This is a genomic window from Kitasatospora azatica KCTC 9699 (assembly GCF_000744785.1).
Classification (GTDB): Bacteria; Actinomycetota; Actinomycetes; order Streptomycetales; family Streptomycetaceae; genus Kitasatospora; species Kitasatospora azatica.
Genome location: NZ_JQMO01000003.1, coordinates 2,959,636 through 2,984,361, shown reverse-complemented (window position 1 = coordinate 2,984,361; position 24,726 = coordinate 2,959,636). Strand labels below are relative to the sequence as shown.

Sequence of the window (24,726 nt, the reverse complement as noted above, 5' to 3'; positions counted from 1 at the left end):
TCAGTCTGGCACGCGTTCAGGGCTTGTGGTGATGCTCACCCATCGGTAATCATTCACGCATTAGTGAACGTTGCCACAAGGGGGAATGCCATGCTGGATACCGCGATCCCGGTTCCGCTGCACCAGAACCGCCGCTTCCAGGTCCTGTGGACCGGCGCCGCCGCCTCCGTCCTCGGCGCCCGCCTCGCCGACACGGCCTACCCCCTGCTGCTGCTCGCGATGACCGGCTCGCCCGCCGTCGCCGGCGCCTTCGGCGCGGTGCAGTTCGCCGCTTCCGTGCTGTGCGGCGTGCACGCGGGAGCGGTGGCCGACCGGTACGACCGCCGGACCGTCCTGCTGGCCGCGGACGCGGTCCGGTTCCTGGCCACAGCCAGCGTGGTGGTCGCCCTGGCGGTGCATCACTTCACCGTGGCGCACGCCCTGCTGGCGGCCGCGGTGGTGGGCGGCGCCACGGCGTACGGCGGACCGGTGCGGATGCTCGCGGTGCGGGCCGTGGTGCCGGCCGCCCAACTGCCCCAGGCGCTCGCCCGGGAGGAGCTGCGCGGCAGCACGGCCGCCCTGCTCGGCCCACCGCTGGCGGGACTGCTCTTCGCCGTCGGCCGGGCCGTCCCGGTCCTCGGCACCGCGCTCGGCTCGCTGTTCTCCTTCCTCGCCACCTGCGCGGTGCGCTACGACGGCAGGCCCGCAGCCCCGGAGTCCGACCGGTCGGAGGTTCCGCACCCGCCCGGCCCGTGGACCGGACTGCGGCTGCTGCTCGCCAGCCCGCTGCTGCGCGCCACCCTCGGCGCCGCGATCCCGCTCAACCTGGTCGGCTCGGCGATGACCCTCGCGGTGATCGTGCTGCTCCGCGACCGCGGCGGGTCCAGCACCGCGATCGGCCTCACCCTGGCCGGCGAGGCGGTGGGCGCGATCGCCGGTGCCTTCCTGGTCGGCCGGCTGCAGCGGCTGGCCGGCCCCGGCCGACTGCTGCTCGCCGCCGCCTGGCTCTGCGTCCCGCTGACCCTGGCGCCGCTGCTGCCGGGCGGACAGGTCACCGTCTTCCTCGCCCTCGCCGCGATGAACCTGGCGATGCCCGCGCTCCGGGTGATGATCGACGTGCTGATCTTCCAGCAGGTGCCGGACGCCCTGCGCGGCCGGGTGATCGCCGTCACCATGACCGCCCTGATGCTGGGCGTCCCCGCCGGGACCTTCGGCGCCGGCCTGCTGCTCGACCGGCTGGCCCCGGGCACCGCGCTGGCACTGCTCGCCGGACTGCTCGCGCTCGGCCTGCTGCCGTCCACCTGCAGCCGGGCGCTGCGCTCGGCCGCCTGGCCCGCGCCGGGCCACTGACCAGCCGAGCCACTGAAGGGGGGTCAGGAACGACGAAGGCCCCTCGACGAGTCGAGGGGCCTTCGGGTGGTGCGCTCAGCAGGATTCGAACCTGCAACCTCTTGATCCGTAGTCAAGTGCTCTATCCGTTGAGCTATGAGCGCTCGGTGCGGCCCCGGGGGGACGCGTTGAGCGGGGTGGTGGTGCGCTCAGCAGGATTCGAACCTGCAACCTCTTGATCCGTAGTCAAGTGCTCTATCCGTTGAGCTATGAGCGCTCGCCCTGTCGGCCGGGGCCAGCGGGGCGGTGCGGGGACAACATTACATGACCGCCGACCTGGGGTGAAATCGATAAGTTCCGGCGGGTCCGGGCGGCTCTGGGCGGACCTCGAACGCAAAGGGCCCCGCCGACCGAAGTCGGCGGGGCCCTCTTGGCGGAGGCTGAGGGATTTGAACCCTCGATGGGCTTTAAGACCCAAACCGCATTAGCAGTGCGGCGCCATAGACCGGACTAGGCGAAGCCTCCATCCCTGCGGACCGCGCCGGACTCCGGCGCTCTCCGCGTGGATGCGATGATGCCACAGCTCGGGGCTCCGGCACCAACCACTGGTTACGTTACTAGGCGGGTCGTCCTCTCGGCAAAAACAATGGGATACTCCAACCCCCGGAGGCAGCCCGGTCCGCACCCGCGAACCGCAGTCGTAAGTCGTGAGGAGACCTGTCGACGTGAGCAGCAGGCCGATCCGAGGCGCTGCTCGCCTCGCCGCGATACTCGACGCACTGCCCGACGCGCTGCTGCTGGTCAACAGCAACGGCACCGTGGTGGACGCCAACCACGCCGCCGTCCGCGCCATGCAGACCCCCGGCACCTCACTGGTCGGGATGGGCGTGCTGGACCTGCTCCCCGACTTCGACCCCAGCCGGATCCCCGGCTCGATGCGCCCCGCCCCGCGCGACCAGGACGAGGCCGACAAGCCGGTCCGGATGACCGCCCGGCGCACCGACGGCAGCACCTTCCCGGTGGAGGTCTCCGGCAACGACTTCGCCGACGAGACCGCCAGCGAGGGCCGCGGCTACGCGCTCTCCCCGCTCGTCCCGTACGACCCGTACCGCGAGGGCGGTCCGCGCGCCAGCTCCGCCAACGACCTGCTGCTGCTCCTGGTCCGCGACCTGTCCAGCCGGCTCGGCGTCGAGGCCGAACTGCGCCGCCAGCACAAGCAGACCGAGATGATCCTGCGCGCGGCCGCCGAGGGCGTGCTCGGCGTGGACCTCGAGGGCCGGGTCGTGCTGGTCAACCCGGCCGCCGCCCACATCCTCGACTTCCGGGCCAGCGAGCTCGGCGGCCGCGAACTGCACCCGCTGGTCCAGCACTCCCGGGCCGACGGCACCCCGCTGGCCGCCGACGAGTCCGCGCTGCTGGACACCCTCACCTCCGGCCGCAAGCACCGGGTGCGCGGCGCCACCCTGTGGCGCAAGGACGGCCGCCCGGTCACCGTCGACCTGACGACGGCTCCGGTGCGCGACGGCGAGCAGCTGGTCGGCGCGGTGATGACGTTCACCGACCGGACTCGCGAACTCGCCCTGACCGCCAAGGTCGAGCACCTCGGCGCGGTGCTGGAGACCGAGGTCAGCGGCGCCCTGGAAGCCCTGCAGCAGCGGATCGCCACCCTCGCCGCCGACCCCGCCGGACAGCTCTGGCCGGAGGCGAACTGGATGCTGCGCGCGCTGGCCGACGACTGCCGCCGGTTCGGCCTGCTGATCGACGGCGTGCTCGCCCACCAGCAGGCGGAGGAGGCCGACGGCGGGCTCAACCGCGCGCAGACCTCACTGGACAAGCTGGTGGCCCGGGCCGTCGAGTACGCCGGGCAGCTGGTCGGCCACGGCCGGCTGCGCTTCTCGGTGCACGCGGCCGCGGTCGAGGTGACCGCCGACCAGGAGCGGCTGGCCCAGGCGCTGGCCTACCTGGTGGCCGATGTCAGCGGGACTGCGCTGACCGGCTCGGTGACCACCGACACCGGCGAGCCCCCGATGGTGGTGCTGGCCGCGGCGCAGCGCGGTGACGTGGCCCGGATCGAGGTCCGCGGTCCCGGCCGCGGCGGCAGCCGGGTGCACCTGCCGATGGCCCGCGCCCTGGTGGAGCGGCACGGCGGCGTGCTGCAGCCGCACGACCTGCCCAACCACGCGGGCACCACCTATGTGGTGGAACTGCCGCTGGACGACGACGCGGCGCAGGCCGCGGCCGCCCGGGCGGCGGCGGGTGACGGGCGGCGGGTGCCGCGGGAGACCGACACGGCCGTGCTGCCGGACCTGCCGGGGCTGGCGGGCGGTCCGGCCGAAGCTGCTGACGACCCGTCGGAGGAGCCCGCCGAACCGGCCGCCGAACCCCGGACGCCGATCGCACTCGGCCCCGGCGGCCCCGCGCCGGTGGCGGCCGAGCCGGCCCCGGCGGAGCCGCGCGACCCGATCGCGCTGGGTTCGGGCAGCACTGCCCGGACCGGTACGGGCGAGGAGAGCGAGAAGCCGTCCCGGCGGCGGCGGGCGCTGCCGGCACAGAGTTCGAACGAACCCCCGGCCCTGGCGCTGCCCGGGGTGCCCGACACCGGGATGCCGGTGTACCCGGGGCTGGAGCACGCGCTGCCGGCCGTCCCGGTCGCGCCCGCAGCCGCGCCGGTCGCGGAGCAGCAGCAGCCCACCGGCCGGCGCAGACGGCTCGGCCTGCCCGGCGGCGAGCAGCAGGCGAGCACCAGTGCCGCCACCAGCTCCGGCAACGGCACCACCACCGGCACCACCACCGGCAACGGCCCGATGGCGCTGGAACCGGCCCGTCCGGCCCAGCCGGCCGAGTCCGGCCCGTCCAGCGCGCTCGCCCTGGCCGAAGCGCCGAGCACCGCCGTTGCCCCCACCGCCACCCCGGTCCCGCCGATGCTCAGCGGACCGCCGGCGGCCCTGCCCGTACCGCAGCAGGTGCCGGTCGGCACCGGGCTCGGCGAGCTGACGCCGCACCGGCCCTCCGGCTTCGCGAGCGCGTTCCCGGCCGCCTTCCCGGTCCCGGCGCCGGCGCAGCCCGTACAGGTGGAGCAGCGCACGCCGCCGCGCCCGGTCGCCGAGCTGCCGTCCGCCCCTTCGGTCTCGGCTGACGATCCGTCGGCTCGGGCCTCGGTGGGCGACAGCGCGCTGCCCCGGCTCACCGGCGAGGACGAGGCCACCGGGGCCAGCACGCCGCGGGTGCCGGAGTACCCGGACTATCCGACGATGGTCAGCCCCGCCGCCGACGGCCGGCCGCGCCGACTGCTGGTCTGGCCGGAGCCGGACCCGTCGACCAAGCAGGCGCTGCAGGACCGCGGCTACCGGCCGGTGATAGTGCGCTCCCGCGAGGAGGTGGACGCACAGGTCGCCGCTTACCCGGCGGCGCTCTTCGTCGACCCGCTGACCGGGCCGATCACCCGCACCGCGCTGCAGTCGCTGCGCACGGCGGCGCTGAACAGCCGGGTGCCGGTGCTGGTCACGGCCGGCCTCGGGCAGGCCACCCGGGACGCCGCCTACGGCGCGGACCCGGCGGTGCTGCTGCGCGCGCTGGCCCCCAAGGACAGCGAGAACCACGCGGCCCGGGTGCTGCTGGTGGAGGGCGACCCGGACATCGCGGCCGCGCTGACCAGCAGCCTGGAGCGGCGCGGGATGCACGTGGAGCACGCCGAGTCGGAGAACGACGCGGTCTCCAAGGCGTCCAGCGTGCAGCCCAACCTGGTGGTGATGGACCTGCTGCAGATCAAGCGGCGCCGGATGGGCCTGCTGGACTGGCTGCGCACCAACGACCGGCTGCACCGCACCCCGCTGGTCGTCTACACCTCGGTGGACCTGGACCCGGCCGAACTGCCGCGCCTGCGCACCGGCGAGACGGTGCTCTTCCTGGCCGAGCGCTCGACCAGCGCGGACGTCCAGGAGCGGATCGTGGACCTGCTGGGCCGGATCGGCTCGCTGGGCGAGGTCGCCCACCGCTGAGGGCGGGCGGCCTCGCCCGAGGCCGGCTCACTCCTTGCCGAGCACCGTCACGTCCAGCCGCTCGGCGGCGTAGTCGGCGCGGATCACCTTCTTGTCGAACTTGCCCACGCTGGTCTTGGGAACGGCCGGCACCAGCGACCAGCGCTCGGGCAGCTGCCAGGAGGCGACCCGCTCGGCCAGGAAGGCGCGCAGGCCGCGCAGGTCGACGGCGGCCCCCGGGCGCAGCACCACGGTGGCCAGCGGCCGTTCGCCCCACTTCTCGTCCGGTACGGCGACCACGGCGGCCTCGGCCACCTCGGGGTGGGCCATCAGGTGGTTCTCCAACTCCACCGAGGAGATCCACTCGCCGCCGGACTTGATCACGTCCTTGGCCCGGTCGGTGAGGGTGAGGAAGCCGTCGGGGGTGATGGTGCCGACGTCGCCGGTGCGCAGCCAGCCGTCCTCGGTGAACTTGTCCTCGGGGCGCTCGGGTTCGCCGTCCGCGCCGCCGTAGTAGGCGCCGGCGATCCACGGGCCGCGCACCTCCAGCTCACCGGCGGACACCCCGTCGTGCGGCATCCGCTCGCCGTTCGGGCCGGTCAGCCGGGCCTGGACCGAGGCCGGGAAGACGCCCTGCATGGCCCGGTACTCCCACTCCCGCTCCTCGCTCAGCCCGGCGGGCGGCAGGCCGAAGGTGCCCAGCGGCGAGGTCTCGGTCATCCCCCAGGCGTGCACCACCCGGATGCCGTGCCGCTCCTGGAAGGCGCGCATCAGGGCCGGCGGGCAGGCCGAGCCACCGATCACCACCTGGCGCAGCGAGGAGACGTCGTACGGGGTGTCGCGGCCCGTCGGGCGGTCCAGCTCGTCCAGCAGGCCGTTCCAGATGGTCGGCACGGCGGCGCTGACGGTGGGTCGGACCTGCTCGATCATGGTGGCCAGCGGCTGCGGCTGCAGGAAGCGGTCGGGCATCAGCAGGCTCGCGCCGGACATGAAGGCGGCGTGCGGGATGCCCCAGGCGCCGACGTGGAACATCGGGACCACCGGCAGCGTGACGTCCTGCGGGGTCAGGCCGAAGGTGGCCGCCGAGTTGACCTGCAGGCAGTGCAGGTAGACCGAACGGTGGCTGTAGACCACGCCCTTGGGGTCGCCGGTGGTGCCGGAGGTGTAGCAGATCATCGCGGGGCGGCGCTCGTCGATCTCGTCCTGCCACGGGAAGGTGGTGGGACGGCCGGCGATCAGCTCCTCGTAGTCGTGCACGGTGCCGGCGAAGCCGCTCAGCAGCGAGCGGTCGCCGGGGCCGCTGACCACGATGTGCTGCAGGGTCGGCGAGAGCTGGTCCAGCACGCCGGCCAGCAGCGGCAGCACGCTGCCGCTGACCACGATCGCGTGGTCGGCCGCGTGGTTGACGATGTAGGCGAGCTGCGCGGCGGGCAGCCGCAGGTTGAGCGTGTGCAGCACCGAGCCCATGGCCGGGACGGCGAGGTACGCCTCCAGGTGGTCGGCGTTGTTCCACATCAGGGTCGCCAGCACCCGGTCGCCGGTCAGGCCCAGGTCGTCGCGCAGGGCGTGGGCCAGCTGCGCGGCCCGGGCGCCGATCTCGGCGAAGCTGCGCACCTCGGGGCCGGACTCGGTCCAGGTGGTGACGGTGGCCTGCCCGTGGAAGGTCGACCCGTGCTCCAGGATCCGGGCGACGGTGAGCGGTACGTCCTGCATGGTGCTGAACACGCGAGGTCCTCCTTGACCGGGCTTGCCTGCCTACGCGGGCCGGTGGCTACCTGCCGGTAGCCGATGGTCCGTGCCGATTCTGGCGTTGCCGGGGCGCGCTGTCAGCAGGCACGAGCGGAATGAGACGAGCGGCTCAGACCGGGCGGCGCGGGCCGAGCGCGGACAGCTGGGCCCGTTCCGCCTCCGGGAGCCGGTGCTGCTCCGGGCGGTACTCCAGCCGGCGGAGGGAACCATGACCGAGCTCGACCCCAGGAGCGGTCGCCGTCCGCTGTTCCCGGAGGGCCGGGGCCGCTCGTAGCGAGGCTCTAGCGGGCCACCAGGGTGTCGAGCTGGTCGCGGTCGATGGTGAGCTCGACGCCGGCGTACTTCTCGGTGACGTCGCCGCGGTGCTGGTGGACGCGACGGTGGCCGCTCCACTGGTCGGGGTCGATGGTGCCGCCCCCGTCGGTGCTGGTCCGGCCGTCCCAGCGGGCGTACCAGACGGCGTCGGGCAGCGGGGCCGCGCCGGCCCGGGCGGCGGCCGCCAGGTCGGCGACGCCGGAGTCCAGGCTGGAGTAGAACCCGGCGAAGTAGCCCGCGTTGTGCAGGGCCTGGGTCCAGCCCAGGGTGAAGTCCACCACCGCCTTGGCGCAGCCGGCGTCGCCGGGCGGGTAGGCCTCCAGGTCCAGGTAGACGGGCGTCCCCGGGCCGAGCCCGAGCGCCTTCACGCCCCGGACCGCCTCGCCCGCCTCGTCGCGTCCCTGCTGGACGGCCTTCTCCGGGTCGATCCGCTGCGGCTTGCCCGCGCCGGCCATGCACGGCGCCTGCCGCCCGACGTGGGTGGGCAGCAACCGCCAGCCGAGCGCGCGGACCTGGCGCACCCAGTCCTTGGTCAGCCGGTTCTGCGGGCAGGCCCGCTGGCGGCCGCTGGTGTAGACGCCGACCGCGCCGTAGGGCGAGGCCCCGCGCCAGGCCCGCATCGCGTCCAGCGACGGGGCGCTGCAGGCGTCGAAGCCGCTACCGGTGAAGACGGTCTGCGAGGCGACGAGCTTGGCGCGGCCCGGGTCGGGGAGCACGGTGGGCGGGAGCGGTGCGGGGGTCTTGGGGGCGGCGGTCTTCGGCGCGGGTGCGGGAGTCTTGGGCGCGGGGGCCGCGGCGGACAGGACCGCCGCGACGGGGGCCGCGCCCAGTGCCGCCGTCGCCCCACCCGTCCCGTCGGTGGCCAGCAACAGCACGAGAGCGGCAGTCGAGAGCGCCGTCGAACGCAGGTAGCGGACCATCCTCCGAGCCTGACTCGAACTGACGGACCGTCGCAGAGACACGCCACGCAGGTGAGCGCGGCCCACCCGTCCGGCGCATTCACCAGTCCTGGACAGTGTCATTCACAAGTCCTGGACAGTGCCTTGCCAGCCCTACGGTCCTGACGCCAGACTCGCGCCATGTCCAGCACCGACCGCTGCGAGCCGCCGATCGCCACCGCACCCGCGAGCAGCACCGGCGGCGCCACCGCCCGCGGCGGCCCGCTCGGCCGCGCCCCGGCGCCGGTGATCTGCGTACTGGCGATGGTGACCGTGCAGACCGGTCTGGCGCTGGCCACCCACCTGTTCCACGCGCTGGGCGTGCTGGGCACCTCGTTCCTGCGGCTGTGCTGCGCGGCCGTGATCCTGCTGCTGACCACCCGTCCGACGCTGCGCGGTCGCAGCCGACGCGATCTGGCGGCGGCCGGTCTGCTCGGGGCGGCCTCGGCGGGGATGACGCTGTTCTTCGCCCTGACCACCGCTCGGCTGCCGCTCGGCACCTCGGCGACCATCGAGTTCCTCGGACCGCTCTCGGTCGCGCTGCTGCTGTCGCGCCGGCCCAGCCACCTGGCCTGGGCGCTGCTCGCGGCCGGTGGCGTCGCGCTGCTCACCCTGGTGGGCGACGGCGGGTCCGGACACGGCCTCGACCCGCTCGGCCTGCTCTTCGGCGCGGCCGCGGCCGCCTGCTACGCGGGCTACATCCTGGCCACCCACAAGGTGGGCGCGGTCTTCGAGGGCTTCGAGGGGCTGGCCGTGTCGATCACCGTCAGCGGCGTGGTGCTGGCCCCCTTCGGGCTGGGCGAGGCCTGGCACGGGCTGGCGGTCGCCGCGCACCCCGTCCGCCTGGTGCTGGCCACCGCCGGGGTGGCGCTGCTGCTCCCGGTGCTCCCCTACGTCCTGGAGATGACGGCGCTGCGCCGCCTGCCGGAGCGGGTATTCAGCATCCTGCTCAGCCTGGAGCCGGCTGTCAGCGCGCTGGTCGGCCTGCTGGTGCTCGGTCAACTCCTCGACTGGCCACAGCTGCTGGGCATCGCCTGCGTGGTGGGGGCGAGCGCCGGCGCCACCCTGACCGGCCGTCAGCACTGATCGGTGTCCGGGCGACAGCGTCTTCCGGAAGGACTTCTGGGAACGCCGGTGGGCGGTGCCGAAACCGGCACCGCCCACGGACCCGGAGTGCGGTGACCCTTTCCGCCGCCGGTCCCTCCGCCCGCTGACGTCCGATCAGGAGCACGCCCGCGCTCCCCGGACGGAGCGGGAGCTACTTGATGATGGGCGCGAAGAGGATGTCGACGTTCTTGTTGGACTGGTCCGCGTAGATGAAGCCTGAGTTGTCCTTCGAGGCGAGGGTGTTGTTCTGGTTCGAGGCACCGCTGCCGGTGGCCACCTGCTGGGTCCAGTTGGAGTTGCCGTCCACGGTGCCGAAGATGTTCCCGCTGCCGATGTTGGAGACGACGGCAGCGTTGGAGCCGTCCCCGGCGCCGGCCCCGTTCTCCGCGAACGCGGCACCGGCACCTGCCAGCAGCAGACCTGCGGCGAGCGGTGCTGCCGCGAGCGCGGCGACGATCCGGGCGGTGCGGTTGCGCGCCATGGAAAATCCTCCAGGAATCTCGAAGTCGAAGAACTGGTGCGGGAGTTCGCGGCCAGACGAACCCCTGCGGGCTGCGACGCCGAAATCAAGACTCCGCATCCGACCGACAAACCGCCAGACCCCACTGCCCAATTACCTCGAACGCGTGATGTCCGAGCGCTAAACCCGCCCCCGTGACATGCCGATATCCACAGGTCGGAGTTCGGCCAACCCGGGCCCTCACTGCCGCCGCACGGGCGCTGCAACAGGCCGCGAGAAGTCACGCCACCCCACCTGCGCCACCCCAGGAATGGCTAGAACAGCTTGCCCGGATTGAGGATTCCGAGCGGGTCGAACAATCCTTTCATCTGCCTTTGCAGGTCGAGTCCGACCGGACCCAACTCGCGCGCCAACCATTCCCGCTTCAACAGCCCGACCCCGTGCTCGCCGGTGATCGTGCCGCCCAGTTCCAGACCGAGCGCCATGATCTCCTCGAAGGACTCCCTGGCCCGCGCCACCTGCTCCGGGTCGGCGGCGTCGAAGGCGACGATCGGGTGCGTGTTGCCGTCCCCCGCGTGGCAGCAGACGCCGATGGTCAGCCCGTAGCGCTCACCGATCCCGGCCACCCCGTTCAGCATCTCGGCCATCCGCGAACGCGGCACCGCGACGTCGTCCACCATCGTGGTGCCCAGGGTGTCCATCGCGGTCAACGCCAACCGACGCGCCTGCAGCAGCAGCTCGGACTCGGCCTGGTCCTCGGCCGGCACCACCTCGGTGGCCCCCGCGGACCGGCACAACTGCCCGACGGCCTCCAACTCGGCACGCTGCTGCGGCCCGTCGAAGGCCACCATGAGCAGCGCCCGGGTCGACTCCGGCAGGCCCATCCGGGCCAGCCGGTTGACCGCGCGGATCATCACGGTGTCCATCAGCTCCATCAGCGAGGGCGTGAAGCCGGCCCCGATGATGTCGTTGACCGCCGCACAGGCCGCATCGGTACTGGCGAACTCGGCTGCCAGCGCCAGCTGCGGGGCCGGCGCGGGCCGCAGCGCGAGCACCGCGCCGACCACCACACCGAGCGTCCCCTCGGAGCCGACGAAGAGCCGGGTCAGGTCGTACCCCGCCACACCCTTGGCGGTGCGCCGCCCGGTCCGCAGCAGCCGCCCGTCCGCCAGCACCACGTCCAGGCCCAGCACGTACTCACTGGTCACCCCGTACTTGACGCAACACAGCCCGCCCGCGCCGGTACCGATGTTCCCGCCGATGGTGCAGGACTCCCAGCTCGACGGATCCGGCGGATAGGCCAGCCCGTGCTTCTCGGCCGCCCGCGACAGCACCGCGTTGACCACCCCCGGCTCCACCACGGCGATCCGGTTGACCGGGTCCAGCTCCAGGATCCGGTCCATCTTCACCAGCGACAGCAGGACGCACCCCGCCACCGCGTTCGCCCCACCCGACAGCCCGGTCCGCGCCCCCTGCGGCACCACCGGCACCCGCAACTCACTCGCCGTCCGCATCACGAACTGCACCTGCTCCACCGTCTGCGCGAACACCACGCAGGCCGGCTCCCCCGCCTCGCAGAACCCCGCCATGTCATACCGGTAGGCACCCGTCACATCCGGGTCCACCACCACCGCCCCCGCCGGCAGCCCCGCCACCAACCGCTCCGTCAACTCACTCATGAGCACCCTCCGTTCCCCAGCGGAGCCTACGCCCGCAAAAGCAGCCGGCCCCTGACCGTTGATACGGGTCAGGGGCCGGTGGCGGCGGAGAGCGTGGGATTCGAACCCACGGTACGGGGTCACCGCACGACAGTTTTCAAGACTGTTCCCTTAGGCCGCTCGGGCAGCTCTCCAGGCGGAGGTCAGCCTAACGGGTCCGGAGGGGGTCGGTGCACTTGGTTTGTCAGTTGGTGTCGCCGCTGCGGCTGCCGAGGGTGACGGTGGTCTTGGCGGCCTGGCCGTTGCGGGTGTACTCGACCTCGACCTGGTCACCGGGGGAGTGGGTCCAGATGGTGGAGACCAGGGCGGGGCCGTTGTCGATGTTGACGCCGCCGAGCTTGGTGATGACGTCGCCCGGCTTGAGGCCGGCCTTGTCGGCGGGGCCGCCGGGGGTAACGGCGGGGGTGCCCTGGACCGAGGAGGTCTGCACCTGGGCGCCGTCGCCGTTGTACTGGTCGTTGCGCAGGATGCCGAGGGTGGCGTAGACCGGGGTGCCGGTCTGGATCAGCATCTTGGCCACCCGCTGGGCCTGGTTGATCGGGATGGCGAAGCCCAGGCCGATGCTGCCGGCCTGGCCGGAGCCGCCGCCGGAGTTGGACTGGATCGCGGAGTTGATGCCGATCACGGCGCCGTTGGCGTTGAGCAGCGGGCCGCCGGAGTTGCCGGGGTTGATCGAGGCGTCGGTCTGCAGCGCGTTCATGTACGAGACCTGCGCGCCGGTCTCGTCGCCGGAGGCCACCGGGCGGTTCTTGGCGCTGACGATGCCGGAGGTGACGGTGCCCTCCAGGTCGTAGGGGGCGCCGATGGCGATGGTGGTGTCGCCGACCGCGACCTGGTCGGAGTCGCCCAGCGGGAGCGGGACCAGCTTGCCGGACGGCGGGTTGTCGAGCTTGACCACGGCCACGTCGTAGCCCTTGGCCTGGCCGACCACCGAGGCGGGGTAGCTGGTGCCGTCGGAGAACTTGACGGTCAGCTTGCCGCCGTTGGCCGCGGGCGCGACCACGTGGTTGTTGGTCAGGATGTGGCCCTCGGTGTCGAAGACGAAACCGGTGCCGGTGCCGGACTCCGAGCTGCCCTGGGCCTTGATGGTGACGGTGCTGGGCAGCGCCTTGGCGGCGATGCCGGCCACCGAGTCGGGAGCCCGGTTGACGGCCTTGCCGTTGTCGCTGGTGCTGACGGTGGTGCTGGTGCGGCTGGTGCCGGCGGAGGTCGAGGAGGACTTGCCGTCGCCCTTGATCGCGGCGCCGGTCACGCCGCCGGCCAGGCCGGCCACCAGCGCGACGGCGGCCACCAGGGCGACCAGACCGCCCTTGCCCTTCTTGCGCGGCGCCGGCTCCTGGCCGTAGCCGCCGGGGTAGTCGGCGAAGCCGGTCCCCCAGCCGTTGGTGGGCGCGCCGGGGCCGCCCGGGTAGCCGGGCACGGGGGGAGCAGCGGGGCCGGCGGGACCGGTCGGGCCGGCGGGCTCGGTGCCCCAGCCGCCGACCGGGTGACCGGCGCCGAACGGGTGGTGCTCGGCCTGCGGGGCCGCGAGAGCGGGTGCAGCCGGAGCAGCCGGAGCGGCGGGCGTCACCGGGGCGGCGTACGGGTTGACCGGCGGCTCGGCCGCGAGCGGCTGCTGCACCGGTTCCGCCGCCGGCGGAACCGGCGGCGGCGCGTCCAGGTAGCCCGGCGCGGCAGGTGGCAGCGCGTCCAGGTAGCCGGGCGCGGCCGGCGGCGGCAGGGCGGGACCGCCCTCGGCGGCCGACGCCTGCACCGGCTCCGGCGCGGCTGCGGGCTCCGGCGCGCTCAGCTTGCTGAACGCGATCGTCGGCTTGGACTCCCCCACCGCCGGTGTCTCACCGACCGCCGGAGTGCCCCCCGGCTCGCCGTGACCGCTGGAGAGCTGCTCCCCCTGCGGCCCGGTGGAACCACTCTCGTGCTCGGTGCTCACGGACGACCTCCATTGCTGACCAGGACCTTGGCCCCTAGTTTTTCCCATGTCCGATCTGGTTGCCGTAAGGGGCCGCCTGAAGAAGTGGTAAGAATCCTTAGGCAGACCGAACAGCCCCCCGCGCTCCGCCCCGCCTTGGCGTATTCAAGGCTCCGGGCTACCCTGTCGCTTCCACAACTGACACGCGGGAGCTTGGACCCACCAGGCTGAGAGTGCGCTGGTCGACCGTACGCCATGCTAGTGAGGCCCCGTACGGCGAGGGAGCGCTGACCGCCGGAACCTGACCGGGTAATGCCGGCGTAGGGAGTATCGGCCATGACGGCTGCTTCGCCTTCCCCTGCCACGACGGGTGACACCACGGGTGACACCACCGGTGGCACGACCGCTGCCGCGACCGCGCTGCTGGAGCCGCCGGTGCGCGCCGAGGCACCCCTGGTGCTGGACACCGCGCCACCGCGCACCCTCGGCTTCCGCGACCAGTTCGCGCTCTGGGCCAACCTGGGCATCAGCCTGATCGGCTTCACCAGCGCCGCCACGGTGCTCGGCGCACCGGGCAGTGAGCTCTCCTTCACCGCCGCGACCACCGCGATCGTGGTCGGCACGGTGATCGGCACCGCGATGCTCGGGGTGGCCGCGCTGATCGGCGCCCGCACCGGCGCGCCCGCGATGACGGTGCTGCGCGGGCTGTTCGGCACCCGGCTCTCGTACCTGCCGACGGTGCTGAACATCGCGCAGTGCGTCGGCTGGGGCGTCTACGAGCTGACGGTGATCGCCTGGGGCGCCCAGACGGTGGCCGGCACCGAGGGCTGGCGCTGGCTCTTCGTGGTGGCGGCGGGTGCGCTGACCACCGTGCTGACGATCTGGCCGCTGGGCGCGATCGCGGCGCTGCGCAAGTACGTGGCGGTCGCGGTGGGCGTCGCGATGGTCTACTTCACGGTCCAGCTGGGCCGGCAGGGCTTCCCGAACCCGGGCGCGGGCAACTGGCACGGGTTCCTCAAGGCGACGGACGCGATCATCGCCGTGTCGATCTCCTTCGTGCCGCTGGCCGCCGACTACACCCGGCACTCGCGCACCCCGCGCGCCTCGTTCTGGGGCACCTTCTCCGGCTACACGGTCGCCCAGGTCTGGTGCTACCTGCTCGGGCTGATCGCGCTGCTGCAGTCGCACGGCAACGTGGACAACCTGCTGACCTCGTTCAGCGGGGTGGCCGCCGGCTGGGCCTTCCTGCTGGTGCTGGTGCTGCGCGAGGCGGACCAGTCCTTCGCCAACGTCTACTCGACCGCGATGTCGGTGCACAACCTCTTCCCGAAGGTGGACCGGCGGCTGCTGACCGGCGGGATCGGGGTGCTGGTGACGGCGCTGGCGCTGCAGATCAAGCAGTTCACCGACTCCTACTACGCCTTCCTCGGCCTGATCGGCTCGGTCTTCGTGCCGCTGCTCGCGGTGCTCGCGGTGGACTACTTCCTCGGGCGCGGCCGGCAGGGCTGGGCGCTGGAGCAGGACGCGCCCTCGCGGCCGCTGATGCTGCTGCCGTGGGCGCTGGGCTTCGCCACCTACCAGTTCCTGGCGCCGACGGCGGTCACCTCCTGGTGGACCTCCTTCTGGACGAACGCGCAGTCGCTGCTGCACTTCACCCCGCAGGAGTGGTCCTCGGCCTCGCTGCTCTCCTTCCTGGTCGCGGGCCTGGCCACCTGGGGTGTCACCCGGTTGCTGCCCCGCGCCTGACCGCACCGCCTGAAGTTGGGGCCTGCGTCGCATCCGTGTCACGTCCCCGCTCTAGGGTGGGGACGTGACGACTCCTTCCCGGTCCACCGCCGGCGCCGCCCCCACCGCGCGGGCGGTCCAGGTGGTCGCGCACCGCGGCTCCTCCGCGGCGCTTCCCGAACACACCCTGGCGGCCTACCGACTGGCGCTGGCCGAGGGTGCGGACGCGGTCGAGTGCGACGTCCGGCTGACCGCCGACGGGCAGCTGGTGTGCGTGCACGACCGGACCATCGCGCGGGTCTCCGACGGCGGTCGCCGGGTGGTCTCCACCCTCACCCTGGCCGAGCTGGAGAAGTACGACTTCGGCTCCTGGAAGCAGCCCGACGCCCCCGAGCGGCAGGACGTGCTGACCCTGGAGAGCCTGCTGGAGCTGGTGGTCGACGCCGGGCGCCGGGTCGACCTGGCGATCGAGACCAAGCACCCGGTCCGCTACCGCGGCCGGGTGGAGGCCGAACTGCTGACGATGCTGAAGCGCTTCGGCATCCAGGGGGCGGTCAACGGAGCGCAGGGCGCACCGGACCGGCCGCATGCGCGCCTGATGAGCTTCTCCGGGCTGGCCCTGAACCGGCTGCGCGCCGCCGCGCCGGACTTCCCGCGGGTCTTCCTGTTCGAGCACCCGGCGATGCTGAAGCTCTGGCCGGGTGCCGGGCTGCCGGCCGGCGCGGTGGTCGCGGGCCCGGGCATCGAGCTGGTCCGGCGCAGGCCGGAGCTGGTCAGGGCGCTGCGGGCGGCCGGACACCGGGTGCACGTGTGGACGGTGGACCGGCCCGAGGACGTCGAGTTGTGCCTCTCGCTGGGCGTCGAGGCGATCATCACCAACCGGCCGCGCGAGGTGCTGGAGCAGCTCGGCCGCTGACCGGTCGGGCCGATGTGCCGTGCGGAGTGGCGGAATCCCGCCCACTCAAATGACAGAGGGTGAGCGGATAATCACCTTTTGCGCACAGCGGGTCGCGGCTCTTCCGCGACATCACGCACGACATCACAATTGACGGACGCCGAACGACCCATCCCGTTTCCACCCCATTCCCTCGGGGCATCCATCCCTCGGCAAACGCTGAAGGAGGTCCGGGGGTGGCGTTGATGGTGGCGCGTGAAGTGCCGACTTCATCGACCATGGCGGTGCCGCACGGCCCAGCCAGTGTCGGGGCCGCCCGGCGCCGGCTGCGGCGTGACCTGGGCGACCGCGAGGTGCCCGACGCCGTCATCGATGACGCGGTTCTGATCCTTTCCGAACTGCTCAGCAATTCCTGTCGCTATGCGCGGCCACTCGGCCCATTGCTGGATCTCGCCGGGGGGGCCGGCCAGGAATTCCGTGGGCACCGAGGTGATTTGACGCCGGCTCCGGACTCGACCGCAGAGGTGACGGAATCGGTCACCGAGGATCTCGGCGGAATCCTGGTGCGCTGGCAGATGCACAGCGACGGCGTGCTGACCCTGGAGGTCACCGACGGCGGCGCCAACACCCGGCCGCTGCCGGCCAGCCCCTCGCTCACCGCCAAGGGCGGCCGCGGGCTGAGCATCGTCGGCACCCTGGCCACCGACTGGGGGGTGCGGGACGCCCCGGGCGAGGTGACCGTCTGGGCCGCGCTGCCGGCCCGCGACCGGCGGCATCCGGGCCAGCACCCCCAGCAGCACCCGGGCCAGCACTCCGGCCAGCACGCGGGGCACGCCGGGCAGCACGCCAGGTCGGCCTGAGCCGCGCCGGAATCTCAGCAGGCCCGAATCTCAGTAGGCTGCCCGGAGCACACCGACCACCGTCCCGGGAGAGCCGCACCATGGCCAAGAAGGCCGCCAAGAAGTCGCCCCAGTCCACCAGCAGCATCGCCGCCGACGGCACCGTCCCGGTGGTCGGCGCCCGTGAGGACTGCCCCTGCGGCTCGGGCCGCCGGTACAAGGCCTGTCACGGCCGACAGGCCGCGCACGCGGTGCAGGAGCTGGTGCACCGCCCGTTCGAGGGGCTGCCGGGCGAGGCCGACTGGGTGGCGCTGCGCGAGCTGGTGCCGGCCGCCACGGTGCCGCTGACGCTGGCCGCCGGCGTGACTGACGCCGCGACGGGTGACGTCCCGTCGGTCACCCTGGCCACCGTGCTGCCGCTGGCCTGGCCGGCGCTGCGCCGCCCCGACGGCTCGATCCTGCTGGGCCTGCAGACCCAGTCCTCCTCCGGCGACCTGAGCCGCGACCTGGCGGACGCGCTGACCGAGGCGCTGGTGACCGAGCCGGGCAACCCGGTGCCGACCCGCCGCGCCGCCGCTGACGGCCCGCGGCTGCAGGACCTGCTCGACCCGGCCGCGCCGTTCACCCCGGCGGTGCACACCGGCTTCGAGTTCTGGCTGGAGGACGCCGAGTCCGCCACCGGCGAGGTGGCCGCCTCGCTGGAGCGGGCCAACGCCTCGGCGATCCCGACCGAGAAGCTCTCCAGCGTGGACAGCGCCTACTGGTGCGGGACCCCGGACAAGAACCACCTGCGCTGGGTGATGACCGTGCCCGAGGAGCAGCTGCTGGACGCGCTGGCCCGGCTCAACGCCGCCGGCGAGGCCTCGATCGGCGAGGGCACCAAGCTGGTCGGCTCGTTCCGCGCGCACGGCCTGACCGTGCCGGTCTGGGACCTGCCGGTGACGATGTCGGCCGCCGACTGCGAGAAGCCGGCCGCGGCCTTCGCCGAGCGACTGGCCGGCGCACTCGCCTCGAATGCGCCGCTCAGCGGGGAGGAGCGCCGCTCGCGGGCCAACCTGGTGAGTCGTCAGGTCACGCTGAACTGACAGAACATGGCCGAGCGTGATCGACTTTGATCATGGGAGCGTGAGTCCAGTCACATCCGACCCCGGTAGAACCGAAATATCGGGGTCGGATCGGCCGAGGACTTTGGCTACGGCGCCATTCCTTGTTACTGTCTAAACAGTCCGGTCGCTGGTGCATCCCCCGTCGCCAGCGGCCGGATCTTCCATGTCCGGGGCCGGAGTTGGCCCGAGTACGGACTGGGCTGTGCCAGTGGCACCCGTGGGCACCTCAGTACGCGAGCCGACTGCCGTCCGGCACCGCCGAACCCGCCGCCACCAGCCCCTCCAGCAGCGTCGCCACCGGCGGCAGCCACACCCCGCCGCCCGGCGCCACCATCGGACGCCGCACCCAGCGCACCGCCGCCCCGCCCGTCCCGACCCGCGAGGGCGGCAGCACCAGATAGCCGCCGGGCCCGTGGTAGCGCACCGAGCTCGGCACCGCGCCGGGGCCGCCGCCCGGCCGCAACGTCCGCTCCTGCTCGGTCAGCAGCTCCGCCAACTCCGGGTAGCCGTACGGCTCGACGAGCAGCGACCAGCGGGTCGGGGTGGCCAGCACCGGGCCCGGGGTGATCCGCAGCTCGTCCAGGTAGGCCAGCAGTCGGGCGCCCGCGACGGCCGGCAGGCTGACCGCCGCCACCGCCCGCCCGGTGGCCACGATCACCGGCGCCTGCGGGCTGTGCCGCTCCCACCACCAGCGCACCATCCGGGCCTCGGTGGTGGCCGCGAGCAACGGCTGGTCGTGCGGGTGCGCGGCCGGCACCGGGCACTGCGGATCCGCGCAGGAACAGTTGACGGCCGGACCGGAGCCGTCCCCCACCCGTTCCACCAGCACCGCGCCCGGCACCACCGGCCACTGCCAGCGTTCGGCGCAGGTCAACGCGGCCTGCAGCAGGGCCTGTCGGCTTCTGCGGTGTCTGCCGGACAGCTCCCGCGACTCAGGCATGGGCACTCGTTCCTCTCCGCGACCGGGTGGATCAAGACCGTTGGATCAAGACCTGACGCGGCCGGGGAGCCGCAGACGCTCAACGAGAATCCCTCATGCGACCAGATGGACGCCCGCAGGCACCCGCTGGTTCCACCGTACGAGTGAGTGACTTCTGGTCAGCCGGGTTGCCGGGTGGGGGGATCCCTACGCTTCGGGCAGGGGACCGGCAGCCGTCGCGCGGCTTCTGCCCGTTCTTCTGCCCGTTCCCCGCCCGCTCCACTCCACGGCCCAGAACCAGCCATCCGGCCGGGGTGGATCCTGGACACACGACGACCGTCCTGTGTAGAAGTGGGGCATTGCGAGCGGTTTGGCATGGCTTGCCCCACAGGGGGATACGTACAGCGCTGGGAGTCGCGGCATGAGTGACAAGCGTCCGTCCGGTGCGAACGGTACGACGCCCGAGCTGGGCGACGAGGACGGCTGCGCCGACGGCGGCGAGGGACCGCCAGTCGTGACCGGGCGGCTGGCCCGGCTGCTGGACCTGCCGCAACGCGCCGCCGCCCCCGAACCCCGTACCCCGCGCGCCGCTCCCCCGGTCGAGCTCGGCCCCGGCCGCGACCACCCCGCCGCCCTGGACTGGCTGGCCCGGCACAGCGAACGGCTGGTCCGGGCCCGCGGCCTGGCCGCCACGCTGGCCACCCTGCTCGACTCCGGCGCCGAACTGCTCGGCGCCGGCCGGGCCCTGCTGGTCCCGGTGGCCGGCGACCAACCGGTCGGGGCGCAGCAGGCCGCCGCCGGAGCAGCCGAGGGCACCGCCGTGGTCTGCGGGCCGGCCGGCGCCGGCTGGCAGGACCACGCGGGCCACGGACCGATGGTCGGCCTGGCGCTGGACCGGGCCGCGATCGGCGCCTTGGAGACCGTCCCGGTCGGGCAGGGCCCGTTCGCCGGTCTGCTGCACACCGCCCGGCGCCCGGCCCAGCTGCTGTACGGCGACCTGGCCGCCGACCCGGCGGTGGCCCCCCGGTTCCGCGCGGTCGCCGGCGACCTCGGCCTCGGCGCCTGCTTCGCACTGCCGCTGGCCACCGAGGAGGACGGCCCACTCGCCGCCGCCGTCTGGTTCTGGTCCGAGCCGACCAGCCCCGGCCCCGAACGCCAGGAACTCGCCCGCCGGTACGCCGAGTTCGCCGCCCCGCTGGTGGCCGAACGACTGGCCGCCGAACGCGGCCGACTGGCCGCCGCCGCACTGCGCCGCGGCCTGCTGCCCGACCACCTGCCGTACCTGCCGGGCCTGCGGCTGGCCGCCCGCTGGGTACCGGCCGGCTTCGACCACTCGGCGGGCAGCGACTGGTACGACGCGATCGCCCTGGCGGACGGCTCGCTCGGCCTCACCGTCGGCTCGGTGGCCGGCGACGGACCGGGCGCCGGCCCCGGCTCGGCGCCCGGCGCGGCCACCGCGATGGGGCGGATCCGGGCCGCGCTGCGCGCCTACGCGGTGCTCGAGGGCGAGGATCCGGTGGCCGTCCTCGGCGACCTGGAACTGCTGCTGAAGAGCACCGAGCCGAACCGCACCGCGACCGCCGCCTACGCCTGCGTGGACCCGGTCGAGCGGCGGATCACGCTGGCCGGCGCCGGCCACTGCCCGCCGGTGCTGGTCACCCGCTACGGCGCCAACTTCGTCGAGACCTCGCTCTCCGCCCCGCTCGGCATGCTGAGCTGCTGGGAGGCCCCGGGCGTCGAGCTGAGCGCCGAACGCGGCGACCTGCTGCTGCTCTACACCGAGGGCCTGGCCCGTCGCTGCGGCCGCACCCTGCACGCCGGCCAGGCCCGACTGCGCAAGGCCGCCGCCGACGCCCCGCGCGAGATCCGCCACGATCCCGAGCGGCTGTGCACGCACCTGCTGGCCCTGTGCGCGGACGAGGCCACCGGCCGGACGGACGACCTGGTCATGCTCGCGGCCCGGTTCGAGTAGTTCGAGCAAGGAGCGCCGCCCCCTCCCGAACGGCTGATCGGTACCGGCTCCGTACCATGGGACGCGCAAGCCGCCCCGTCCGAGTCGCGATCCGACCCGCCGAGGGCGGGGTGACTCGCAAGGAGGCGACGAACGTGACCGAGGACCGCACCCCGGCAGTGGCCGAGAACCCCGAAGGGGCCGGCACCGAGGAGGACGCGGCGGACCAGCCGATCAAGGGCCGCAAGAACGGGCTCTACGGCGAGGTCTCCGACGAGCTCGCGGCCTCCATGAAGGGCGGCTGGGCCGACACCGAGCTGCGCGACCTGCAGCCGCTCGAGCAGGCCTCCTACGCCGCCGCCCGCCGGGCCGCGCTGTCCGCCGCGTTCCCGGGTGAGCGCCTGGTGGTCCCGGCCGGCAACCTGCGCACCCGGGCCAACGACACCGAGTACTCGTTCCGCGCCGCGAGCGAGTACGTGCACCTGACCGGCGACCAGACCGAGGACGCCGTCCTGGTCCTCAACCCCGTCGCCGCCGGCGGCCACGACGCGGTGCTCTACCGGCTGCCCCGCTCCAACCGGGAGAACGGCGAGTTCTGGCTGGACGGCCAGGGCGAGCTGTGGGTCGGCCGGCGGCACAGCCTGACCGAGGCCGAGGCGCTGCTCGGGCTGCCCGCCCGCGACGTGCGCGAGGCCGCCGAGGAGCTGGCCGCCGACACCGCCGTGCCCACCCGGATGGTGCGCGGCTACGACGCCGCGCTGCAGGCCGCGCTCGGCACCGACGAGGAGCGCGACGACGAGCTGAAGGTCTTCCTCAGCGGCCTGCGACTGGTCAAGGACGACTGGGAGATCGGCCAGCTGCGCGCCGCCTGCGCCGCCACCGTCAACGGATTCACCGACGTGGTGCGGGAGTTGAGCCAGGCCGTGGCCACCTCCGAGCGCTGGATCGAGGGCACCTTCTGGCGCCGCGCCCGGGTCGAGGGCAACGACGTCGGCTACGGCTCGATCGCCGCCGCCGGCCCGCACGCCACCACCCTGCACTGGGTGCGCAACGACGGCGAGGTCCGTCCCGGCGAGCTGCTGCTGCTGGACGCCGGCGTGGAGACCAGCACCCTCTACACCGCCGACGTCACCCGCACGCTGCCGATCAACGGGACCTTCTCGCCGCTGCAGCGCCAGATCTACGACGCCGTGTACGCCGCCCAGGAGGCCGGCATCGCGGCCGTCCAGCCCGGCGGCCGGTTCCGCGACTTCCACGACGCCGCCCAGCGCGTGCTGGCCGAGCACCTGCTCGCCTGGGGCCTGCTGGACGCCTCGGTCTACGACGTCGAGAAGGTGCTCGAGCTCGGCCTGCAGCGCCGCTGGACCCTGCACGGCACCGGCCACATGCTCGGCCTGGACGTGCACGACTGCGCCCACGCGCGCCGCGAGCAGTACGTGGACGCGCAGCTCGAGCCGGGCATGTGCCTGACCGTCGAGCCGGGCCTGTACTTCCAGCTGGACGACCTGACCGTGCCCGAGGAGTACCGGGGCATCGGGGTGCGGATCGAGGACGACATCCTGGTGACCGCCGACGGCAACGAGAACCTGTCGGCCGGGCTGCCCCGCACCTCGGCGGACGTCGAGGCGTGGATGGCCGAGCTGACTGGCTGAGCTGGTCGGCTGACCTGCCGCACAACAGCAGACGAGCGCGCCGCCCCGGTAGTACCCACCGGGGCGGCGCGCTCGTCGTTTCACTTGGCGGCGATCACCACGGGGAAGAAGGCCTCACCGACGGTTGCCATCGACGCGGTCCCGTCCGCCGGGAGGTACGCCGCGGCGTGCAGCGGCAGGGTGCCCGTTCCGTTCTTCGGGTCCAGGGTCAGCCGGTAGGTGACCGTGTGGTGCTCGCCCGGCGCCAGCTTGAAGGCCGCGGCCTGGCTGGTGTGGGCGAAGTCCATCGCGGAACCGAAGATGGTCGCGGGCAGCTTCGTCCAGGTGGTCCCGTCCTGGCGCTCCAGGGTGCCGAGGACCGGATTCGGCTGCGTGCCCGTCGAGCCGTTCCCGTCGAACTGCTCACCGGCGGCTGCGGGCAGCACCGTGCCGTAGTCGACCGAGCCGATGTTGGTCCAGGTCACCGAGAACGTCACGGTCGAGCCGGCCGGGATCTGCTCCCCCCGGGTCAGCCCGTCGAAGGTGATCGCGACATTGCGCTCCGTGGTCCCCGACAACGGGTTCTGACGCAGCGTCATGTCGAGGCCGGAGAGCAGGGACTGGAGGTCGGGCTCGTAGTCCGCGCTGAGCCCCATGGCCGAGATGAACACCTCCTGCGGCCCGAAGGACCAGCGACGGGCGGTGAACTTTCCGCCCCCGTCGCAGGCCAGCTGCCAGGTGGCCTCGTCGACCGGCAGCTGTGCCAGCACCGCCGCCGAGAAGGAGTACTGCTGCAGGGTCTGGGCCCCGCCGGCGCGTGGGCTGTCCCAGTCGTAGCAGGCCGGCTGGTGCTGGTCGGCGTTCTTGTACCAGACGTCGTAGCGGTTGGGCCACGTCGCGTTGTGGACCTGCTCCGGAGTGTTGTACGCGGCGATCCGGACGCCGTACGGCTCGCAGTCGAAGCCGGCCGGCAGCGTCTTCCCGCTCGGCGGCAACGCGCAGAGCATGGTGGGGCCCTGCTGCTCGACCGTCCAGCCCGCCGGCACCGGGAAGCTGATGCCGTTCCAGCTGTACGGGGCCACGGCGGGCGCACTGCTGCGGCCGGTGGTGGTGCCGCTCGGCGACTCGCCGACGGCCGCCGGGTCGATGCCCGCCGACGCGCTGGGCGCGGCGGTGCTCGGGGTCGGCGCCGGGGCCGGCGTCGGCGTCACGTCCACGCTGGCCGCCGGGGCCGGGGTCTCGTGCTTGGCCACCGGGCTGCCCTGGAAGCCCAGGTAGCCGATCGAGGCCGCCGCCGCGAGGCCGACCAGCGGCAGCGCCACGGTGTACAGCGGCCGGATCCGGCGCACCCGGCGGGCCGGCGGGGCCTCGGGGCGCAGGTCGTTGGCGGTGACCTGCCCGGCGCGGGCCGCCAGCGCCTCGCGCAGCAGCAGCTCCAGCGGGGTGTCACCGGGGCCGTCGTCGCCGAAAGGTCGCTTCTGCTCGGTCATCGAACCTTCTCCAGCTCCTTCTCCAGGGCATCCAGGGCCCGACTGGCGGTGGACTTGACGGCGCCTCGCGACAGGCCAAGAGCCTCGGCGATCTGTGCCTCCGACAGATCCGACCAGTAGCGCAGCACCAGCACCTCGCGCTGGCGCTCGGTCAGCTCCCGCAGCGCGACCACCACCCGGCGGTGCTCGTCGTTGAGCACCGCGTGGTCCTCGGCCGACTCGGCGTCCGCCTCGTGCGGCGGCACGTACTCGCGGGCCGTGCGGCGGCGGCGCAGCACCGAGCGGGCGCCGTTCACCACCGAGGTCCGCAGGTAGCCCAGCGCGTTGTCCAGGTCGTCGAGTTGCTCGCCGTACTTCTGGTAGAGCGCGGTGAAGGCCTCCTGCACCACGTCCTCGGCCTGGTCCTGGTGGTCCACCAGCAGGAGCGCCGTGCGGACCAGGCTGAGCCGGTGCGCGTGGTAGAGGTCGGTGACGGTGGGCCGCTCCTCGCTCTCGGCCCGGCCGCCGCGCAGCAGGCGGAATCCGGCGCGACGGCGCTGCGGTGCGTCCTCCTCGGCCGGTGCGGGCCCCAGGGCGCCGAACAACAGCTTCAGGCCGGCCAGCAAGCCTCCCGCCGGCCCGAAGCTTCCCCCCGGACGGCCCGGCACTGCGGCTATCGACATGCGTGATCTGCTTTCCCAAGAGACGGC

At 73.4% G+C, this 24,726-nt stretch carries 17 protein-coding genes and 4 tRNA genes; 9 read left to right on the top strand and 12 right to left on the bottom strand.

Annotated elements, in window-relative coordinates; genetic code table 11:
- Positions 1-90 precede the first annotated feature (90 nt).
- Positions 91-1,329: an MFS transporter gene (locus tag BR98_RS23955; protein WP_035847432.1), complete on the top strand. Its 1,239-nt coding sequence runs from the start codon at positions 91-93 to the stop codon at positions 1,327-1,329.
- 67 nt (positions 1,330-1,396) lie between these two features.
- Here the strand turns inward: BR98_RS23955 and BR98_RS23950 are convergent.
- The 3 genes from BR98_RS23950 to BR98_RS23940 form a co-directional block, all read right to left on the bottom strand.
- A tRNA-Arg gene (locus BR98_RS23950) sits at positions 1,397-1,472 on the bottom strand.
- Positions 1,473-1,509: 37 nt separating this feature from the next.
- Positions 1,510-1,585: transfer RNA gene (locus BR98_RS23945), tRNA-Arg, on the bottom strand.
- Positions 1,586-1,739: 154 nt separating this feature from the next.
- Positions 1,740-1,833: transfer RNA gene (locus BR98_RS23940), tRNA-Ser, on the bottom strand.
- A gap of 200 nt (positions 1,834-2,033) precedes the next feature.
- Between BR98_RS23940 and BR98_RS23935 the strand changes: the two genes are divergently transcribed.
- Positions 2,034-5,306 (top strand): hybrid sensor histidine kinase/response regulator, encoded by a 3,273-nt coding sequence (locus tag BR98_RS23935; protein WP_035847429.1) that lies wholly within the window; start codon positions 2,034-2,036, stop codon positions 5,304-5,306.
- 27 nt (positions 5,307-5,333) lie between these two features.
- Here BR98_RS23935 and BR98_RS23930 read toward each other — a convergent pair whose 3' ends face one another.
- Positions 5,334-7,010: a long-chain fatty acid--CoA ligase gene (locus BR98_RS23930; protein WP_035847428.1), complete on the bottom strand. Its 1,677-nt coding sequence runs from the start codon at positions 7,008-7,010 to the stop codon at positions 5,334-5,336.
- Between the two features lie 305 nt (positions 7,011-7,315).
- Positions 7,316-8,269 carry a DUF1906 domain-containing protein gene (locus tag BR98_RS23920; protein ID WP_035847425.1) on the bottom strand — a complete coding sequence of 318 codons (954 nt, stop codon included), beginning with the start codon at positions 8,267-8,269 and terminating at the stop codon, positions 7,316-7,318.
- Positions 8,270-8,428: 159 nt separating this feature from the next.
- Between BR98_RS23920 and BR98_RS23915 the strand changes: the two genes are divergently transcribed.
- Positions 8,429-9,373: an EamA family transporter gene (locus BR98_RS23915; protein WP_083976909.1), complete on the top strand. Its 945-nt coding sequence runs from the start codon at positions 8,429-8,431 to the stop codon at positions 9,371-9,373.
- Positions 9,374-9,545: 172 nt separating this feature from the next.
- On the opposite strand, the gene BR98_RS23910 is transcribed toward BR98_RS23915, so the two are convergent.
- The 4 genes from BR98_RS23910 to BR98_RS23895 all read right to left on the bottom strand — a co-directional run bounded on the left by BR98_RS23910 (position 9,546) and on the right by BR98_RS23895 (position 13,502).
- A complete protein-coding gene (locus BR98_RS23910) occupies positions 9,546-9,875 on the bottom strand; it encodes a hypothetical protein (protein WP_035847423.1) in 330 nt (109 codons plus the stop codon).
- Between the two features lie 293 nt (positions 9,876-10,168).
- Complete coding sequence (locus BR98_RS23905; RefSeq protein WP_035847421.1) at positions 10,169-11,533, bottom strand: FAD-binding oxidoreductase; 1,365 nt, start codon at positions 11,531-11,533, stop codon at positions 10,169-10,171.
- A gap of 85 nt (positions 11,534-11,618) precedes the next feature.
- Positions 11,619-11,706 (bottom strand) — tRNA-Ser (locus BR98_RS23900).
- A gap of 50 nt (positions 11,707-11,756) precedes the next feature.
- The gene (locus BR98_RS23895) at positions 11,757-13,502 is read right to left on the bottom strand and encodes a S1C family serine protease (RefSeq protein WP_063774834.1); all 1,746 of its coding nucleotides are present in this window, start codon (positions 13,500-13,502) and stop codon (positions 11,757-11,759) included.
- A 315-nt stretch (positions 13,503-13,817) separates the two neighbouring features.
- Between BR98_RS23895 and BR98_RS23890 the strand changes: the two genes are divergently transcribed.
- From BR98_RS23890 to BR98_RS23875, 4 genes are all read left to right on the top strand, one after another.
- Entirely contained in the window at positions 13,818-15,227 is a 1,410-nt protein-coding gene (locus BR98_RS23890) for a purine-cytosine permease family protein (RefSeq protein WP_083976905.1), read from the top strand.
- Positions 15,228-15,291: 64 nt separating this feature from the next.
- Positions 15,292-16,122, top strand: a complete 831-nt coding sequence (locus BR98_RS23885) for a glycerophosphodiester phosphodiesterase family protein (protein ID WP_051970134.1) — start codon at positions 15,292-15,294, stop codon at positions 16,120-16,122.
- A gap of 224 nt (positions 16,123-16,346) precedes the next feature.
- The gene (locus tag BR98_RS38315) at positions 16,347-16,961 is read left to right on the top strand and encodes an ATP-binding protein (protein ID WP_407639536.1); all 615 of its coding nucleotides are present in this window, start codon (positions 16,347-16,349) and stop codon (positions 16,959-16,961) included.
- A gap of 80 nt (positions 16,962-17,041) precedes the next feature.
- Positions 17,042-18,025: a DUF5926 family protein gene (locus tag BR98_RS23875; RefSeq protein ID WP_035847419.1), complete on the top strand. Its 984-nt coding sequence runs from the start codon at positions 17,042-17,044 to the stop codon at positions 18,023-18,025.
- Between the two features lie 247 nt (positions 18,026-18,272).
- Here the strand turns inward: BR98_RS23875 and BR98_RS23870 are convergent, their stop codons facing one another.
- Positions 18,273-18,986 carry a bifunctional DNA primase/polymerase gene (locus tag BR98_RS23870; RefSeq protein ID WP_035847417.1) on the bottom strand — a complete coding sequence of 238 codons (714 nt, stop codon included), beginning with the start codon at positions 18,984-18,986 and terminating at the stop codon, positions 18,273-18,275.
- 400 nt (positions 18,987-19,386) lie between these two features.
- Between BR98_RS23870 and BR98_RS23865 the strand changes: the two genes are divergently transcribed.
- A complete protein-coding gene (locus BR98_RS23865) occupies positions 19,387-20,937 on the top strand; it encodes a PP2C family protein-serine/threonine phosphatase (RefSeq protein ID WP_051970133.1) in 1,551 nt (516 codons plus the stop codon).
- Positions 20,938-21,071: 134 nt separating this feature from the next.
- Positions 21,072-22,568: an aminopeptidase P family protein gene (locus tag BR98_RS23860; RefSeq protein WP_035847416.1), complete on the top strand. Its 1,497-nt coding sequence runs from the start codon at positions 21,072-21,074 to the stop codon at positions 22,566-22,568.
- Positions 22,569-22,648: 80 nt separating this feature from the next.
- Here the strand turns inward: BR98_RS23860 and BR98_RS36615 are convergent, their stop codons facing one another.
- Positions 22,649-24,037 carry a hypothetical protein gene (locus BR98_RS36615; protein WP_051970132.1) on the bottom strand — a complete coding sequence of 463 codons (1,389 nt, stop codon included), beginning with the start codon at positions 24,035-24,037 and terminating at the stop codon, positions 22,649-22,651.
- Positions 24,034-24,699, bottom strand: a complete 666-nt coding sequence (locus tag BR98_RS23850; protein ID WP_083976901.1) for an RNA polymerase sigma factor — start codon at positions 24,697-24,699, stop codon at positions 24,034-24,036. The genes BR98_RS36615 and BR98_RS23850 overlap by 4 nt, the downstream gene beginning before the upstream one ends.
- Positions 24,700-24,726: the final 27 nt, after the last annotated feature.

What these genes read in the sequence shown, in the direction of transcription:
- BR98_RS36615 (WP_051970132.1), bottom strand. Translation starts at nt 24,037, where the DNA reads ATGACCGAGCAGAAGCGACCTTTCGGCGACGACGGCCCCGGTGACACC.
- BR98_RS23915 (WP_083976909.1), top strand. Translation starts at nt 8,429, where the DNA reads ATGTCCAGCACCGACCGCTGCGAGCCGCCGATCGCCACCGCACCCGCG.
- BR98_RS23865 (WP_051970133.1), top strand. Translation starts at nt 19,387, where the DNA reads ATGAGTGACAAGCGTCCGTCCGGTGCGAACGGTACGACGCCCGAGCTG.
- BR98_RS38315 (WP_407639536.1), top strand. Translation starts at nt 16,347, where the DNA reads ATGGTGGCGCGTGAAGTGCCGACTTCATCGACCATGGCGGTGCCGCAC.
- BR98_RS23905 (WP_035847421.1), bottom strand. Translation starts at nt 11,533, where the DNA reads ATGAGTGAGTTGACGGAGCGGTTGGTGGCGGGGCTGCCGGCGGGGGCG.
- BR98_RS23850 (WP_083976901.1), bottom strand. Translation starts at nt 24,699, where the DNA reads ATGTCGATAGCCGCAGTGCCGGGCCGTCCGGGGGGAAGCTTCGGGCCG.
- BR98_RS23870 (WP_035847417.1), bottom strand. Translation starts at nt 18,986, where the DNA reads ATGCCTGAGTCGCGGGAGCTGTCCGGCAGACACCGCAGAAGCCGACAG.
- BR98_RS23875 (WP_035847419.1), top strand. Translation starts at nt 17,042, where the DNA reads ATGGCCAAGAAGGCCGCCAAGAAGTCGCCCCAGTCCACCAGCAGCATC.
- BR98_RS23910 (WP_035847423.1), bottom strand. Translation starts at nt 9,875, where the DNA reads ATGGCGCGCAACCGCACCGCCCGGATCGTCGCCGCGCTCGCGGCAGCA.
- BR98_RS23890 (WP_083976905.1), top strand. Translation starts at nt 13,818, where the DNA reads ATGACGGCTGCTTCGCCTTCCCCTGCCACGACGGGTGACACCACGGGT.
- BR98_RS23920 (WP_035847425.1), bottom strand. Translation starts at nt 8,269, where the DNA reads ATGGTCCGCTACCTGCGTTCGACGGCGCTCTCGACTGCCGCTCTCGTG.
- BR98_RS23955 (WP_035847432.1), top strand. Translation starts at nt 91, where the DNA reads ATGCTGGATACCGCGATCCCGGTTCCGCTGCACCAGAACCGCCGCTTC.